Raw genomic sequence first — 14,235 nt, 5'->3', positions numbered from 1 at the left:
CATTCGAAATGCTCTATCTTTTTGTCTTTAAGCTCATCTTATTCCGAAAACCGGTTCGCGCTTTTGGAGCTGTGCTCTAACTTGCCCTCACTTCCGGATGGCGGCGGATTTGCATATTCTCAAAAAGCCGATAGGCGATCAGGCATCCGAGCGAGACAATCGCAATGACTGAAATCGCCAGGAACGCATCATTGTAAGAAAGCACCGTTGCTTCACGCGTGACCTGCTGCCCCAGAAGAACCAGCCCTTCGGCCTTGGTCAGGCCCTGATCGGCGAGGACCTTTGAATAGCTGCCTGAAAGTGCCTGAACACGCTGCGCGACGACCGGATTAGACATCACGAGCTGTTCGACCAGATGAGCCGAATGATACTTCTCGCGGATCGAAATGAAGGTGCTGAACACGGCTGAGCCAATCAGACCACCAATATTCTGCGTGAACAGGAAGATGACGATGAAGCTCGTCATGTAAGTTGGCCCTTGCTTCATCGCCTTAGTGATGCCTGTCAGCATTGCCGGAGGCAGAAACAATGCGCCACCAAAAGCAATCAATGCCTGACTGAGATAGGCATTGTGTGGCCGTGTCAGATTGGTCGCATGGCTATCCATAAATGCGCCAACTGCGATGAAGATCAACGCCAGTCCGAAAATAGTCGAGACGCGTTCAAGGCTCATCCACATGCCACACACAAGGCCACCCGCCAGCGATGCAACAAGGATGATAAGATAAAGCCCCTGACTTTGGCCATCCTGTAGGCCAAAAGCCTGAAACAACCCTACCGCACCTGCTGTCTGTTCGGCCAGCACAATGCGAAACACGAACAAGATCAGTGTGAAGCGCAGAATTTCCGGCGAAAATAGCCACTGAAGGTTCATCAGCGGCTGTTCGCGGTTAATTTCAATCGCCACAGCACAGGCAAGAGCTGCGATGGAAATGGCGAGGCAGACGCCAATCCAAGGCGCTTCGAACCACCAATAATTTTTGCCCTGAACGAGAATGGCAGCCAGAAGGCCGAAGCCGATGGCGATCAATCCATAGGCGACAAAATCCAGCCAATGCAGCACTTTTGCACGTGGAACCTGCGTCATCGGCAAAACGTACACGACCGCGAAGGCGGCAAGCGACAGACCGATTTCGACCATATAAAGCTGCTGCCATTGCCCGATATCAAACAACATCGGCGAAATCACGCGCGCGAACGGACCAGCCGCCGCAGAACAGGTGAGCGCAAGACTTAGACCCCAGGTCATCTTCTTTGCAGGCGGAAAGGCCTCGAGCATATAGAGAAAGCCGATGGTCGAAACGGGAGCGGCGGCAGCGCCCGCGATAAAGCGGATCGGAATGGCCGACCAGATATCATAGACCAGCAAATGCAGTAGCGACGATACGAGAAAGATTGCGATAGCAATTTCCGCAAAACGACGAAGCCCAAATTGCGTGCGTATCTTGACCAGCAAAATGGTGAGGCTCGCATAAGGCGCCATATAGGCCGCAATCAGCCATGAGGTTTCGGTCAATGTCGCGCCGAGCGAACCCTGTATCTGCTGCGTGTTGGCTGAAATGAAATACATGCTCAGGCCGCGTGTCGACCACATGAGGACCGACGCTGCAATATAGATTGCAGACATATAAACCGGCATATGCGGAACCGCGGGCGCTGCAGCCTGCGCCGTGGAAGGTGGCTCGTTCGTTGCTGTCGGTTTATCGTCGCTTCTGTCCGACATCGCGCATCACTTGGCTTTTTCAGTCAGCGCCGTTTCAACGGTCTGGCTGATTTCGTGAAGAACGGAGAGTGCGGTTTCAAGTGACTTCTGGTCGATCCGTTGCAAGAGTTCTGTACGGATGGCTTGAGTGACATCCTGAAGCTGCTTGACCTGTGCCTGTGCTTCATCCGTGAGTTCGATGCGCTTGGCGCGCCGATCCCCTTCTACTACAGCACGATAAATAAGCCCCTGCTTTTCCAAACCATCGAGCAGACGAACCACAGACGGGTGCTCGATTTCGAGTGCATCTGCCAGTTCACGTTGGTTCCAATCTCTTTGTTCCGCAAGAAGCAGAAGCACACGGGCACGCGCAAGTGTCAGGCCCCGCTCACGCACGCGGGAGTCGAAAAGGTTGCGCATTTTCCGGGCTGCCGTGGAAAGGCCCATCGTGAATGCGGCTTCGAGTTCTTGCTTGGCCTGAGACATTGTATAGCTATCTATAATATAAGTAGCTACATATATAGCGTGCAATTGGGTAAAGTCAAAGTACCTCTAATTTTCCCCTTAATAAATAATGAGTTAAGTCAGAAAAATCGTATATTTATTCGAGTTTCGGGAATAAAATAGGCCTTCCGATTGTCTTACGTCATATCGCATGTCGCGATTGGAAACTCGTGTGAGGTAATCATGAAAACCGCAACGTTTATGTCTGTTCTTGCAATTGCGGCGGTGGCGGCATCTTCCGTATTGGCCGCCCCCGCAGTCAAGACAATGGACAGCTCCAAAGGCTCGGTACTAACGGGCGCAAAAAGCATGACGCTCTACACTTTTGAAAAAGACAGCAAAGGCATGTCGAGCTGCTATGATACTTGTGCAACCAACTGGCCGCCATTTATGGCAGCAAAAGGCGACAAAGCTTCTGGCGCATATACTCTTGTGAAGCGTAAGGATGGTAGCGAGCAATGGGCGAAAGATGGAATGCCACTTTACTACTGGATAAAGGACAAAAAGGCCGGCGACGTCACTGGAGACGGCGTTAATGGAGTCTGGCACGTCGCAAAGCCATGAGGCTGATGTGACCCGCCCCACTCCCGACAGTTTTGAGGGCCAGCTTCTGGCCCTCCTGCCGATCATGCGGCGCTATTCGCGTAGTCTTGCAAAATCCGATGCCGAGGGCGAGGATTTGCTGCAGGACTGCGTGACCAAAGCGCTATCTCGGCGCGGCCAATGGCGTGGCCTCAATCTGCGTGGGTGGATACTCACGATCATGACCAATCTTTATCGAAACAGATATAAAAGCAAAGCGCGCACCCAGTATGAAACGCTGGACGCAGCCGAGAACATAAGCACCGCCACCACGGACGAAGATCCATTTCAATTGCAGCAGCTTGAAGTGGCAATCAACAGTCTGTCAGAAGATAATCGCGCAGTCTTGATGTTGGTTGTTGTCGAGGGGTACAGCTATGGCGAGGCAGCGGGGATACTTAAAATCCCCGTTGGCACGGTCATGTCGCGCCTCTCGCGTGCACGGCAACGCCTTGGGGAACACATGAACGGCGCAAATGTCGTAACGCTTCGGAGAAACAAATGACGCAACGCAACTCTCCGATAAGTGAAGTGGAACTCCTTAGTTTCGTGGACGGTCAATTGTCCGACGACGAAAGAGCCCGTATCGCCAAAGCTCTTGAGAACAACCCCGAACAGGCCGCATTGGTTGAGGAATGGCGCAAGCAGAACGAAGGCATCAGACAGCTATTTGGCGGTTATGCGCTCGAAAAAGCCAGTGATGTCGGACTGATCCGCTCAACGACCAAACAACACATTTGGCAATATCGCGGGGCAATTGCCGCATCTATCCTGACCGCCTTGGTCATCGGTTGTATTGGCGGCTTTATGGGCTCTCGCCTCTATGACGAGCCAAGACAGATTGCAAATGTGGAAACCCTGCCGGAACAGGCACAGGCCGCTTACCTTGTCTATGCAAGCGAAGTGCGCCATCCGGTCGAAGTCTTCTCCGAGGAAGAGGCACATCTGGCAACATGGCTCGGGAAAAGGCTTGATATTCCCGACTTTAAAGTTCCTGATCTCAACGCGCTTGGCTTTCAACTTGTCGGCGGCCGACTTCTGCCTGTCGATAGCAAACCCGGGGCATTCTTCATGTATGAAGATGCGACCGGAAAACGTCTTTCAGTTATTGTCGGCCGAAATCCCGAAAATCGTGACACGAGCTTCCGTTTTGCCTCAAACGACGGGGTGGAAACCTTCTACTGGATCGACGGCGAACTCGGTTACGCAGTAAGCGGAGAAACATCGCGCGATCAGCTGCGGCAGATCGCTGAAGAGTGTTATCGTCAGTTCCCGGGCTGAAATAATAAAGACAAGTAACTATAATAGACGTTCTCTAAAGACAGGCCTCCGAAAAAGGCTATAGCGTGCAGACCGACAAAAACGCACGCAAACAAACGAACGATGGGGAACTCGTGTGCTTAAATTCCAGAACTCAGTTCTTGAGCTGATCGCAAGGGGGAAGCCTCTGAAGCAGACGCTTATGCGACTGTGTCTTGAAATGGAGACGCTGATCGCAGATACCAGTGCGATGGTTTGTTCTGTCGATAGTGCAGGCATGATGCATTTGCTTGCAGCACCCAGTATCCCCGACAGTTATAGCAACGTGCTTGACGGAACCGTTGTCGGACCAGAAGTGGGTTCTTGCGGAAGCGCGATTTATCATAACGCTCCCGTTAGTGTTGACGACATCGAGAATGATCCGAAATGGGCAACATACAAAAAATGCGTGCTGCCATTTGGTTTGCTAGCGTGCAGTTCAGTGCCAGTGCACAACGAAGCGGGAGATGTAGTCGGCGCGCTGGCCGTCTATTTTCGCAAGAAACACATGCCCTCGGCTTACGAAAGAGAAGTCATCGATACAGGTGCAACTCTCTGTAATCTCGCGATGGCGCGCGAAATGCGCATTCTCAATTATGAGCGCCGGGCGACTGTTGACGAGCAGACAGGGCTTCCCAATCGCGCCGCCTTCGACGACGCCCTTTCACAATTGCGCTGTGAATTGGCGGGTAGTTGGGCGTTGTTTGTCATCGATATCGACAATCTGAAGGTCACAAACGATACCTTTGGCCATGAAGTCGGCGACTTTCTGATTAACACCATCGCAAGCCGCATTTCAGCATCAATGGCACCAGACATCACCTTCCGTACTGGCGGTGACGAGTTTACAGTCGTCATCCAGAGCCATAACGCGCTTTATGACCTTGACCAGACTGCAGAACTGATTTTCAGTGCACTCTCCTCGCCCGTCGAATTTGACGGCCAGACAATCCTGCCCCGCGTGACAATCGGCGGCGCAGTTCTCGCTGCGCAAGACACACAACCGCTGATCGTAAGACGCAATGCTGATTTTGCACTCTATCACGCCAAAGAAAATGCGCGCGGCGGCTTTGTGCGTTATCAGCCCAATGTCGACACCCGCATCGTCCATCGACGCAATTCAATACGGGAAGTGCGTGAAGCACTCGATGAAAAGCGCATCACCGCTCATTATCAGCCTTTGATGCGGCTCGATACGAGAGAAGTTATCGGCTTTGAAGCACTGAGCCGCATGACCACAAAGTCCGGCGACATACTGCCAGCGTCGGTATTTCAGGAGTCGTTTTCGGATGTGCATATCGCATCCGAGATAACACAATATATGCTCACGATCGTCGCGCAGGACATACGGCGCTGGCTCGACATGGGACTGCCCGTGCAGCATGTCGGTGTAAACGTCACGGCGGCCGACTTCTATGTGGGCGATCTTGCGGCCTTCATTTCAAAGACCTTTGGTCGCTACGATGTGCCACTCAGCCATCTTATTATCGAAGTGACCGAAAACGCCTATATCGGCCAACGAGATGATGTTGTCGCAACGGGCATTCGAAACCTCCGTTTGCTAGGCGTCCGCATCGCGCTTGACGATTTTGGCACAGGCTTTGCCGCTTTGGCGCATCTCCTCACTGTTCCCGTCGATATCATTAAAATCGATAAGTCGTTTGTGTGCAGGCTCGCGCCGGGCGACCCGAGTGTAGCGATTGTCAAAGGCATTGTGCAGATCGCTGGCGACCTGAAAATCAAGCTGGTCGCAGAGGGCGTAGAGACCATGGCTCTCGCCGAAACGCTCCAGCAGATGGGGTGCCAGTTGGGTCAGGGTTATGCTTTTTCAAAAGCTGTCAATTACGATAAAGCCACCACATTGCTGCTGGAACGCGGCCAATATGTTGAGCGCCATCCAATTGCGGAGCCGGGACCTTTAAAAGCAATAAACTGAAGCCTCTTACCCTGCTGTGTGATCCAATTTCAGAAAGCCTTCGTATGAGGCTTCATGAATACAAACGTTTCCTTCGGCTCACAGACGTGGCACAAGAAAGCACAGCGCAATTTGCAGCTTCTGGCATTGCCACGTTTGAGCATACGGGATTCAATAGGGATGAACGAACGGACTGCTTCTGAAAATCAGCCCTCTCTGGAGGAATTGATGCTGGCGGTCAGTTCTCGGCGTGACGTGGACGCATTTGAGGCGATTTTCAAACATTTCGCACCGCGTGTTAAAGCCTATATGGCCAAACTGTCTGCCGATGCGCAAACAGCGGAAGAATTGATGCAAGAAACAATGATTACGGTCTGGAACAAGGCAGACCAGTTCGATTATTCAAAGGGAGCCTTGTCGACCTGGATTTTTAGGATTGCACGCAATCAACGCATTGATGCGGTACGTCGCACCCGCCGACCAGAGTTTGATCCCACAGACCCTGCCTTTGTGCCTGACGAAGAGCAACCCGCCGATGTGAGGATTGCGGAGCAACAATCGGCGAGCCAATTGCGCGCTGCCATGGCCGACCTGCCGAAAGAACAATGTGCTTTGCTGGAACTGGCTTATTTCGAAGAAAGTACACATAGCGCCATAGCAAAGAAGCTCAACCTCCCCTTGGGAACGGTAAAATCCCGTTTGCGGCTCGCGTTCACCAAATTGCGCACAGCGCTCGATAATTCGGGAGAACGCTGATGAGTATCAACCATCATCTTAGCGACGAACTTCTCTCAAGCTATGCTGCAGGCACTCTTGCCGAAGGCTGGAGCATTGCTGTCGCAACACATCTGGCGCTTTGCCCTGCATGTCGTTCGCGTTTGAATCATTTTGAGGATATCGGCGGACAGCTTCTGGACACCGTAGAACCGCAAGAAATCAAAGAGGGTTCGTGGGGCGCTATTAAAAGCAAGCTTGCAAACCCATCCCTGCGCGAACCAAAGCCAACAAAAACCTCAGCTCCCATTGCAACACCCGCAATTCTGCCGGAGCCTCTTAGATCTTATGTCGGTGGCGATCTGCCAGATCTGAAATGGAAAGCGCTTGGGCGTGGCGCCTATCAGGTGCCTATTGCGATCAATGATGGTGAAACCAATGTGCGCTTGCTCAGAATTCCCGCTGGCAAGCCAGTGCCTGAACATGGTCATGGCGGACGCGAGTTGACGCTGGTACTCAGCGGTAGTTTTCACGACGGAACTGGCCTTTTTGCGCGTGGGGATATCGAAGAGGCAGATGCCGATCTGGTGCATCAGCCGATTGCGTCACCCGGTGGTGATTGCATATGTCTTGCAGTGACTGATGCTCCGCTCAAATTCCAGAGCTGGCTGATGCGGATGGTCCAGCCTCTGATTGGGATTTAAAAAAGGCGGCAGGAGTACCGCCTTTCATTTAGAGCGCATCCCGAAAAGTGGGAACCAGATTTCGGAACAAGATACGGTAAAAAGAAATAGATAGAGCATTTCAATGATTCAAATTAAGCTGAAAATGCTCTAGTTCAGCGCGATAATTGCTGCGTTCAAAGCAGTCGCAAGCGATAGCCAGACGAGATACGGCACAAACAACAGCGCCGATATTCGATCCGGCCTCCATGCACGAATGATAAACAGCAGCACACAAAGCCAAACGCCAATAATGACGATCAGTCCCAGCACTGTCAGATGCGCCCCGAAAAAGATTGGCGACCAGAGAAAATTCAGCACCATCTGACCAAACCAAGGTCCGCGACGCTGCCAACCCGTATCGCTTATCCAGGTACGCCACCCGGCAATGGCTATGAAGATATATAATATCGTCCAGATAGGGCCGAAGGCTGCATTGGGAGGCGTAAACCAAGGCTTCTGCAAAGACGCATACCATTCGCCCGGCGGAAAGCCGATACCGATTGCCATTCCAATGACAACAATGATGAAGGCGAAGACGGCTAGAAGACCCAATTTCTGCATATGTTTATTCCAATCTATCCGCTGATCCGCGATGTTACCCAATAGCCAATATAGGCCGACACCGCAGAGAGGACAGTGCCCCAGATCAAGTCAGCAATCGTCAGAGTCCACGACCAGTTCTTTAACGTCGCCTGATTGGTCAGATCGTATGTTGCGTAGGCGACAAACCCCAAAAGAGCACCATGAACAACCGTTACGGTGGCGCTACCAGCCAAAAGGCCCGGGCGTACCGCAAAAAACACCAGTCCGAACACGAAGATCACATAGAAAACAATAGCCGGTGCCAAGCGAAAGCCAGGCGCAAGCATATCGCCCATGACAGGACGATAGAACACATTTGCCATGTTGGAGAGCCAGACTGAATCAGTCGCCAGAAAGGCGATTGCTGTGACCAGATAGGCGGTGAAATAGGTTTTCATCAATATCATCGCTCTCTCAATTAATACGGGACCAGCCGACATTCCGGCATAAAAGACCTGCCAGAACGCAGCCATTAGTCGTCATTTTATCGCCGTCCACCTTCACACTGATTTTGTAGGTCAGATTACGTTGCGGATCGAAAGCAGTGCCCGAATATTGGCCGTCCGCCGTTTGATTAATGCTCATGACCAATCGGTCACCGGTTTTTTCCTTGGCTGTTCCGGGCTTGATCCACGTGTTGGTAGCGCAGATATCCTTGCCGCATTCGGCAATGCGAACGCGCGCCTTGCCATCGCCCCGCGCCCAGTTACCACTAATATCAGTAGCCTGCGCCGAGACGGGAAATAATAGTATCATCATGGTAATCGTCAGTATCCATTTCATCGACGCCTCCTGCATCAGTGGACCCGATTTTTATTCATGCTCAATCGTATAAAGGCCGACATTGATCGCGCCTTCCTTAAACCCGCCTTCGCAATAGCAAAGGTAATATTCCCACAGCCGCCGGAACCGATGATCAAAGCCCAGCTTTTCGATTTCCGACCAGTTGGACACGAAACGATGACGCCATTCAGCAAGGGTCTGGGCATAGGAGTGGCCGAAGTGCTCCACCTCTTTCAACACCATTCCCGCCTTGGCGAGATGCCGCTCCAACACCTTGTCTGAAGGCAGAAATCCGCCCGGGAAAATGAATTTCTGGATGAAATCTGCCTTGCGGCGATAATCCTCAAAATGGGCATCCTCTATCGAAATAATCTGCAGCACGGCCCGACCATCTGCTTTGAGACAACGCTTCAGCGTGGCAAAATAATCAGGCCAATAGGCTTCACCAACTGCCTCAAACATTTCGATGGAGACGATGCGGTCGAACTGACCTTCAACATCGCGGTAATCCTGAAGACGCAGATCAACTGCATCGCTTTGGCCGGTCTCAGCCACCCCTGCATTCGCCCATGCAAGCTGAGACGGAGACAAGGTGATACCAGTTACGTAGGCATCGCCATGTTCCGCCAGATAGCCCGCAAGGGCACCCCAACCACAGCCGATTTCCAGAATTTTTTCGCCGCCTTCGAGTGCCAGCTTTTCTCTAATGCACTGCAACTTATATTCCTGCGCAGTTTCAAGTGTGGGCGTCTTTTCGTTCCAGATCGCCGATGAATAGAGCATCGATGGATCAAGCCAGCGGCGATAAAAATCATTACCGAGATCGTAGTGAGCCTCAATGTTTTTGCGGCTGCCGCGCTTTGTATTAGCATTGAGCAAATGTCCCAGCCGATGCATAAGCCGCATCCAGCGTGATCCGCGCAAAGTGGAAAGCAACGTGTCGCGATTGCGGGCTGCAAAACGAATGACGGACGTCAGATCAGGTGTTTCCCAATCACCATCGATATAGGCTTGAGCAAAACCGATATCGCCGCCGGTCAACAGACGGCGCAGCGAGCGCCAGCTTTTGATTGCAATGTTGGCTTCAGGACCGGGGACGGTTCCTTGTGCTGAAACCGACGTCCCTGAAGGCAACACAATGTTCAGCCGACCATGCCGGACTTGATTGAGCAGCCGTCGTAATATGCGGGTTGATGGGCTCAATCCTGCATGGACCGGCGAAGCCGGAGTCGGAAAATGAGAGAAATCGTCAAGCTGGCTCATGCTGCTTTATTCCTCTGCGGTGCGTTCTCGTTGCGGATATGCGTGATGGGTATCTTTGGGGGCTGCGGACGCTTACGAAACCCTATGCCTTTCGCCCAAATTTTCAGCGCTTCCCAGTGGATCCCGCCAACAACACGCAAGGTGAGAAACGGGATGGTAAAAAAGGCACGCAACAGCGCCGCATCGCTCAACTTTACCCGGCGGGCGAGATGACGGGCGGTCAGCAACAGCCCTTCATCATCGAAGCTGTTGATCCTGATCATGAGTTTGTCTGCCGGTGACAGCACTTCAAACTCATAGAGCAGCTTCATGTCCATGAAGGGTGAGACGTAAAACGCCTTGTCACAGCTCTGAACGATCCGACCGTTCTGCGCGTCATCAACAGGGATCATATAGCCGTGGCGTTGCTTGAACGTATTGTCGACTTCCCACAAAATGGCAGTCAACTCGCCCCCGCGATTGTAGCAAAAGAAGACGCTGAGCGGATTGAACGCCCAACCAAGAATCCGCGGCATGGTGAGCAATCTAATGGCACCGCCATCCGGCTCAATGCCTGCACCGCGCATGGCATCTTCCACCTGCTCACGAAGCGGTGTCACTGAACCGTTACCTCTGTCTTTCTCGTGGAAAGAAAAGAGATTGAAACGATTGACCGAAAACAGCCTCAACCTGCTGTGAAGGGCTTCCAACTCGTCTAGATCAAGCAATAGCGAATAAATCTTGTAGCCAAGCTTATGAACCTTTGGCCGCAAGCGCGTATGGGTGACGTGGCCGGGAAAAAGCGCAGATTGGAAGGGCTCGGTCATGCCAGCGCCCTTTCCCTGGTGGGTACAGCGTGGCGAACGATGCGTGCACTTTCCTGCTCTACCTGCCACGGACGGCGCAATCCGCCCAAGTCTTCGGCAACCGCCAATCCTGCCTGAAGGCCGTCTTCATGAAAGCCTGAGCCAAAATGCGCCCCGCAGAACCATGTCCGCCGTCGGCCTTGCAAAGACCAGATTTCCTTCTGCGCGCGATTCGTCGCCATGTCGAAAATCGGATGCTCATAGATCTCGCGGCGGATGACCAGATTCTCACGCAGCGCACGACATGGGTTGAGCGTAACAAACGTATCAGGAGCTGCGCCCAATGGCTGCAAGCGGTTCATCCAATAGGTGATCGATGGCTGCGATGGTCCCGTTGCTGAATTGGTCAGATAGTTCCAGCTCGACCAAGCCGCGCGGCGCTTGGGCATAAGTGAGGCATCGCGGTGAAGCACAGCTTCATTGCGGGAATATTGAAATGCACCAAGAATGTGGCTTTCCTCAACGCTTGGATCGGCAAGCATTCGTAGCGCCTGATCAGCATGGGTTGCGATAACCACATCATCAAATGCATAGGAAACACCGTTTCTATCGACCAACTCCACTGCATTTCCAGAGCGCCGCACTGTTTTAATCGGTGTTGAGAGTTTGATGTTGTCCGCATAAGGCTTCGTGATACGCTTCACATATTCGCGGCTACCGCCTTCCACCGTTCGCCAAATCGGGCGCCCCCGCAGATCAAGCAAGCCATGATTGCAGCAAAAGCGCACAAAGCTTGCAGCCGGATAACGCCCGACCTCCATGGCAGGCGTGGACCAGATCGCAGCCGCCATTGGATAAAGATGGTCCTCACGAAACGCTCTGCCATAACCATTTCGTGTCAAATAATCATCAAGTGAAATGCTGCCCATCATTTCCAAATCTTTGGGCGCATTGCGATAAAAGCGCAGAAGATCGCGGATCATCGACCAGAAGCGTGGGCTTACGAGATTGGAGCGTTGGGCGAATAAACCCAGTCCCGTACCGCCCGAATATTCGTAGGCGCCATTTCCGACTGAAACCGCAAAAGACATGTTCGATGAGGCTGTAGGGACTTCTAGCGTGCGGAAGAGTGCTGTCAGGTTTGGATAGGTTACTTCATTATAGACAATGAATCCCGTATCAACCGCGACGCTTCCGGCGCTGCTTGCAAATTCGACAGTGTTGCTGTGCCCGCCGATGCGGTTTTCCGCTTCAAACACAGTGACATGATGGCGTTGCGAGAGGAGCCACGCAGCCGACAATCCGGAAATCCCGCTGCCGATAACCGCGACTTTGAGACGTTTAGAGCTGCCCGGATGGTTCGTGATATCCATAAGTCCCTCTCTTTGCAGTGTCTTTGCTGCATTTTCATCGTCTTACGTTTTGAGAAGGGAATTGGTTCAATCCTGTGCCGAAATTTTTTATTTTTTCAGCGGACTAAGGAAACCAAAAGGCAAGACTGAACGTATTGCATGTAGGAAATGCACTCATGACCAAAGGTCTGTCATGCAACTCGGTCTGCTTTTGATTGTCGCGATAAGCCTGTCTGCCATCATGGTTTTTGCATGGGCGCTTGAGCAGAAGACCGGCAAAAGCGGCTGGATCGATGCGATTTGGTCGTTCTCAGTGGGTGTGGGGTCTGTTATCGCCGTCCTTCTAGCAAATGCGTCGTGGCAGCGCCGTTCAGCGATCCTGCTCCTTATTCTTATGTGGTCGCTGCGTCTTGGTTTGCACATTACCCAGAGAAGCATGGGACATGGTGAAGACCCGCGTTATGCAAAGCTTATGAAAGAATGGGGCGCTGATGCTTCAAAGCGCCTTTTCTGGTTTTTACAAATACAGGCATTGGCCGCATTCATTCTGGTTCTGGCAGTCTATCTTGCGGTAATAAGCCGACCCGACTTTCCGCATTTTTGGGACGTTATCGCGGTTGCAATCATCGCAATAGCGCTCACGGGTGAAGCGCTTTCTGACGCGCAGCTCGCACAGTTTCGCAAAACACCAGAGGCCAAAACCGAAGTCTGCGAAACAGGTCTATGGGCCTATTCGCGGCATCCAAACTATTTCTTCGAATGGCTGTTCTGGTGCGCGTGGCCACTGATGGCGATCACCACCTCGCCATGGAGTTGGCTGTCGTTGCTCGCGCCTATCCAGATGTATTGGCTGCTGGTGCATGTCTCAGGCATCCCGCCGCTCGAAGAACACATGCTGAAATCACGCGGTGAAAAATGCCGCGCCCTTCAACACCGCGTCAATGCGTTTTTCCCCGGCCCCCGAAACAATTCACACGGATCAGGAGCCTCAACATGAATATGCTGGCATACGCAATCAATGCTGCAGAGCGCGTTCCTCTGAGCGATACGATCACGCTTGCGGGTATCGATTATCTTTGCGGCCGCACCAAGCGGCGGCTGGCGGAAACGCCGGAAGATATCGAACAGGATTTTCTTCGAACCATGAAGAGTTTTCCTGTTGCCACCCATACCGAGGACGCCAATCGCCAGCATTATGAATTGCCCCCGCATTTCTTTGAACTGGCGCTGGGGCCGCAGCGCAAATATTCCTGCTGTCTCTATCCCGATAAAAACACCACCCTCGAAGAGGCCGAAACCTACGCGCTAAGCGAAACTGTGCGCCATGCCGAGATCAAGGACGGAATGAATATTCTGGAGCTTGGCTGCGGCTGGGGTTCACTCTCGCTTTATCTCGCTGAGAACTTCCCCAATTCTCACGTCGTTTCAGTCTCCAATTCTGCACCACAGCGCACATATATTGAAGCACAGGCAGCGACGCGTGGTCTTAAAAACCTCACGGTCATCACAGCAGATATGAACGACTTTTCAATCGACCAGCGCTTTGATCGGGTGGTTTCGGTTGAGATGTTCGAACATATGTCGAACTGGCAATCATTGTTTGAACGCGTCCGCGGATGGCTTCACGCGGATGGCAGACTGTTCATCCATGTCTTCACCCACCGCGATCGCTCCTATCGCTTCAATCATGAAAATCCTGCCGACTGGATTGCCCATCACTTCTTCACAGGTGGCATCATGCCCGCCTTCGATCTCCCCCACCGCTTCGGCGATCTCTTCACGGTCGAACAGGACTGGCGCTGGTCGGGCAGGCATTATCAGCAAACAGCTTTGGATTGGCTCAAGAATTTCGACAATTCGATTGATCAGATCAGGCCAATTCTGCAACAGGTTTACGTGCAGGATGCTGGCCTCTGGGCACGCCGCTGGCGGCTTTTCTTTCTCGCAACTGCCGGGCTATTTGGCCATGAAAATGGTGATGCCTGGGGTGTCGGGCACTATCTTTTGAAGCCTGTCAAATAAGGGTTAT

General features: G+C 52.5%; 16 protein-coding genes. 8 read left to right on the top strand and 8 right to left on the bottom strand.

What is annotated here, in order from left to right; all coding sequences use genetic code 11:
- Positions 1–76: 76 nt before the first annotated feature.
- The gene (locus tag CES85_RS00425) at positions 77–1,723 is read right to left on the bottom strand and encodes an MFS transporter (protein ID WP_095444129.1); all 1,647 of its coding nucleotides are present in this window, start codon (positions 1,721–1,723) and stop codon (positions 77–79) included.
- Between the two features lie 6 nt (positions 1,724–1,729).
- The gene (locus tag CES85_RS00420; protein WP_095444128.1) at positions 1,730–2,188 is read right to left on the bottom strand and encodes a MarR family winged helix-turn-helix transcriptional regulator; all 459 of its coding nucleotides are present in this window, start codon (positions 2,186–2,188) and stop codon (positions 1,730–1,732) included.
- A gap of 201 nt (positions 2,189–2,389) precedes the next feature.
- Here CES85_RS00420 and CES85_RS00415 point away from each other — a divergent pair, with 201 nt between their 5' ends.
- The 6 genes from CES85_RS00415 (at position 2,390) to CES85_RS00390 (ending at position 7,420) form a co-directional block, all read left to right on the top strand.
- The gene (locus CES85_RS00415; protein ID WP_095444127.1) at positions 2,390–2,770 is read left to right on the top strand and encodes a COG4315 family predicted lipoprotein; all 381 of its coding nucleotides are present in this window, start codon (positions 2,390–2,392) and stop codon (positions 2,768–2,770) included.
- Positions 2,742–3,293, top strand: coding sequence for an RNA polymerase sigma factor (locus tag CES85_RS00410; protein WP_095444126.1), 552 nt, complete (start codon positions 2,742–2,744; stop codon positions 3,291–3,293). Before CES85_RS00415 ends, CES85_RS00410 begins: the two co-directional genes overlap by 29 nt.
- On the top strand, positions 3,290–4,069 hold the full coding sequence (locus CES85_RS00405; RefSeq protein WP_095444125.1) for an anti-sigma factor family protein: 780 nt from the start codon (positions 3,290–3,292) through the stop codon (positions 4,067–4,069). Before CES85_RS00410 ends, CES85_RS00405 begins: the two co-directional genes overlap by 4 nt.
- 115 nt (positions 4,070–4,184) lie before the next feature.
- Positions 4,185–6,023: a sensor domain-containing phosphodiesterase gene (locus CES85_RS00400; protein WP_095444124.1), complete on the top strand. Its 1,839-nt coding sequence runs from the start codon at positions 4,185–4,187 to the stop codon at positions 6,021–6,023.
- Between the two features lie 159 nt (positions 6,024–6,182).
- Positions 6,183–6,758 (top strand): sigma-70 family RNA polymerase sigma factor, encoded by a 576-nt coding sequence (locus tag CES85_RS00395; RefSeq protein WP_208636284.1) that lies wholly within the window; start codon positions 6,183–6,185, stop codon positions 6,756–6,758.
- Positions 6,758–7,420 carry a ChrR family anti-sigma-E factor gene (locus CES85_RS00390; RefSeq protein ID WP_095444123.1) on the top strand — a complete coding sequence of 221 codons (663 nt, stop codon included), beginning with the start codon at positions 6,758–6,760 and terminating at the stop codon, positions 7,418–7,420. Before CES85_RS00395 ends, CES85_RS00390 begins: the two co-directional genes overlap by 1 nt.
- 129 nt (positions 7,421–7,549) lie before the next feature.
- Here the strand turns inward: CES85_RS00390 and CES85_RS00385 are convergent, their stop codons facing one another.
- Genes CES85_RS00385 through CES85_RS00360 form a run of 6 tightly spaced genes read right to left on the bottom strand, consistent with a single transcriptional unit; the run spans position 7,550 to position 12,227 of the window.
- Entirely contained in the window at positions 7,550–8,002 is a 453-nt protein-coding gene (locus tag CES85_RS00385; RefSeq protein ID WP_095444122.1) for a TspO/MBR family protein, read from the bottom strand.
- Positions 8,003–8,016: 14 nt separating this feature from the next.
- On the bottom strand, positions 8,017–8,421 hold the full coding sequence (locus CES85_RS00380; RefSeq protein WP_095445635.1) for a DUF2177 family protein: 405 nt from the start codon (positions 8,419–8,421) through the stop codon (positions 8,017–8,019).
- Positions 8,422–8,437: 16 nt separating this feature from the next.
- Positions 8,438–8,806 carry a DUF2147 domain-containing protein gene (locus CES85_RS00375; RefSeq protein ID WP_095444121.1) on the bottom strand — a complete coding sequence of 123 codons (369 nt, stop codon included), beginning with the start codon at positions 8,804–8,806 and terminating at the stop codon, positions 8,438–8,440.
- Positions 8,807–8,836: 30 nt separating this feature from the next.
- Positions 8,837–10,069 carry an SAM-dependent methyltransferase gene (locus CES85_RS00370; protein ID WP_095444120.1) on the bottom strand — a complete coding sequence of 411 codons (1,233 nt, stop codon included), beginning with the start codon at positions 10,067–10,069 and terminating at the stop codon, positions 8,837–8,839.
- On the bottom strand, positions 10,066–10,875 hold the full coding sequence (locus CES85_RS00365) for a DUF1365 domain-containing protein (RefSeq protein WP_095444119.1): 810 nt from the start codon (positions 10,873–10,875) through the stop codon (positions 10,066–10,068). Before CES85_RS00365 ends, CES85_RS00370 begins: the two co-directional genes overlap by 4 nt.
- Positions 10,872–12,227: an NAD(P)/FAD-dependent oxidoreductase gene (locus CES85_RS00360; RefSeq protein WP_095444118.1), complete on the bottom strand. Its 1,356-nt coding sequence runs from the start codon at positions 12,225–12,227 to the stop codon at positions 10,872–10,874. The genes CES85_RS00365 and CES85_RS00360 overlap by 4 nt, the downstream gene beginning before the upstream one ends.
- 172 nt (positions 12,228–12,399) lie before the next feature.
- Here CES85_RS00360 and CES85_RS00355 point away from each other — a divergent pair, with 172 nt between their 5' ends.
- Both CES85_RS00355 and CES85_RS00350 read left to right on the top strand, forming a co-directional pair.
- Positions 12,400–13,203, top strand: a complete 804-nt coding sequence (locus CES85_RS00355; RefSeq protein ID WP_095444117.1) for a DUF1295 domain-containing protein — start codon at positions 12,400–12,402, stop codon at positions 13,201–13,203.
- A complete protein-coding gene (locus CES85_RS00350) occupies positions 13,200–14,228 on the top strand; it encodes an SAM-dependent methyltransferase (protein ID WP_095444116.1) in 1,029 nt (342 codons plus the stop codon). The genes CES85_RS00355 and CES85_RS00350 overlap by 4 nt, the downstream gene beginning before the upstream one ends.
- Positions 14,229–14,235 lie beyond the last annotated feature (7 nt).

The sequence above is a fragment of the Ochrobactrum quorumnocens genome (genome assembly GCF_002278035.1).
GTDB lineage: Bacteria > Pseudomonadota > Alphaproteobacteria > Rhizobiales > Rhizobiaceae > Brucella > Brucella quorumnocens.
Note: the sequence above shows the minus strand (reverse complement) of the source record. Positions and strands in the feature narration are given on the sequence as shown.

Excerpts from the sequence above, each read along its gene's own strand:
- CES85_RS00380 (WP_095445635.1), bottom strand. The coding sequence starts at position 8,421 with ATGAAAACCTATTTCACCGCCTATCTGGTCACAGCAATCGCCTTTCTG.
- CES85_RS00360 (WP_095444118.1), bottom strand. The coding sequence starts at position 12,227 with ATGGATATCACGAACCATCCGGGCAGCTCTAAACGTCTCAAAGTCGCG.
- CES85_RS00385 (WP_095444122.1), bottom strand. The coding sequence starts at position 8,002 with ATGCAGAAATTGGGTCTTCTAGCCGTCTTCGCCTTCATCATTGTTGTC.
- CES85_RS00350 (WP_095444116.1), top strand. The coding sequence starts at position 13,200 with ATGAATATGCTGGCATACGCAATCAATGCTGCAGAGCGCGTTCCTCTG.
- CES85_RS00425 (WP_095444129.1), bottom strand. The coding sequence starts at position 1,723 with ATGTCGGACAGAAGCGACGATAAACCGACAGCAACGAACGAGCCACCT.
- CES85_RS00390 (WP_095444123.1), top strand. The coding sequence starts at position 6,758 with ATGAGTATCAACCATCATCTTAGCGACGAACTTCTCTCAAGCTATGCT.
- CES85_RS00375 (WP_095444121.1), bottom strand. The coding sequence starts at position 8,806 with ATGAAATGGATACTGACGATTACCATGATGATACTATTATTTCCCGTC.
- CES85_RS00405 (WP_095444125.1), top strand. The coding sequence starts at position 3,290 with ATGACGCAACGCAACTCTCCGATAAGTGAAGTGGAACTCCTTAGTTTC.
- CES85_RS00415 (WP_095444127.1), top strand. The coding sequence starts at position 2,390 with ATGAAAACCGCAACGTTTATGTCTGTTCTTGCAATTGCGGCGGTGGCG.
- CES85_RS00420 (WP_095444128.1), bottom strand. The coding sequence starts at position 2,188 with ATGTCTCAGGCCAAGCAAGAACTCGAAGCCGCATTCACGATGGGCCTT.
- CES85_RS00410 (WP_095444126.1), top strand. The coding sequence starts at position 2,742 with ATGGAGTCTGGCACGTCGCAAAGCCATGAGGCTGATGTGACCCGCCCC.
- CES85_RS00370 (WP_095444120.1), bottom strand. The coding sequence starts at position 10,069 with ATGAGCCAGCTTGACGATTTCTCTCATTTTCCGACTCCGGCTTCGCCG.
- CES85_RS00365 (WP_095444119.1), bottom strand. The coding sequence starts at position 10,875 with ATGACCGAGCCCTTCCAATCTGCGCTTTTTCCCGGCCACGTCACCCAT.
- CES85_RS00395 (WP_208636284.1), top strand. The coding sequence starts at position 6,183 with ATGAACGAACGGACTGCTTCTGAAAATCAGCCCTCTCTGGAGGAATTG.
- CES85_RS00355 (WP_095444117.1), top strand. The coding sequence starts at position 12,400 with ATGCAACTCGGTCTGCTTTTGATTGTCGCGATAAGCCTGTCTGCCATC.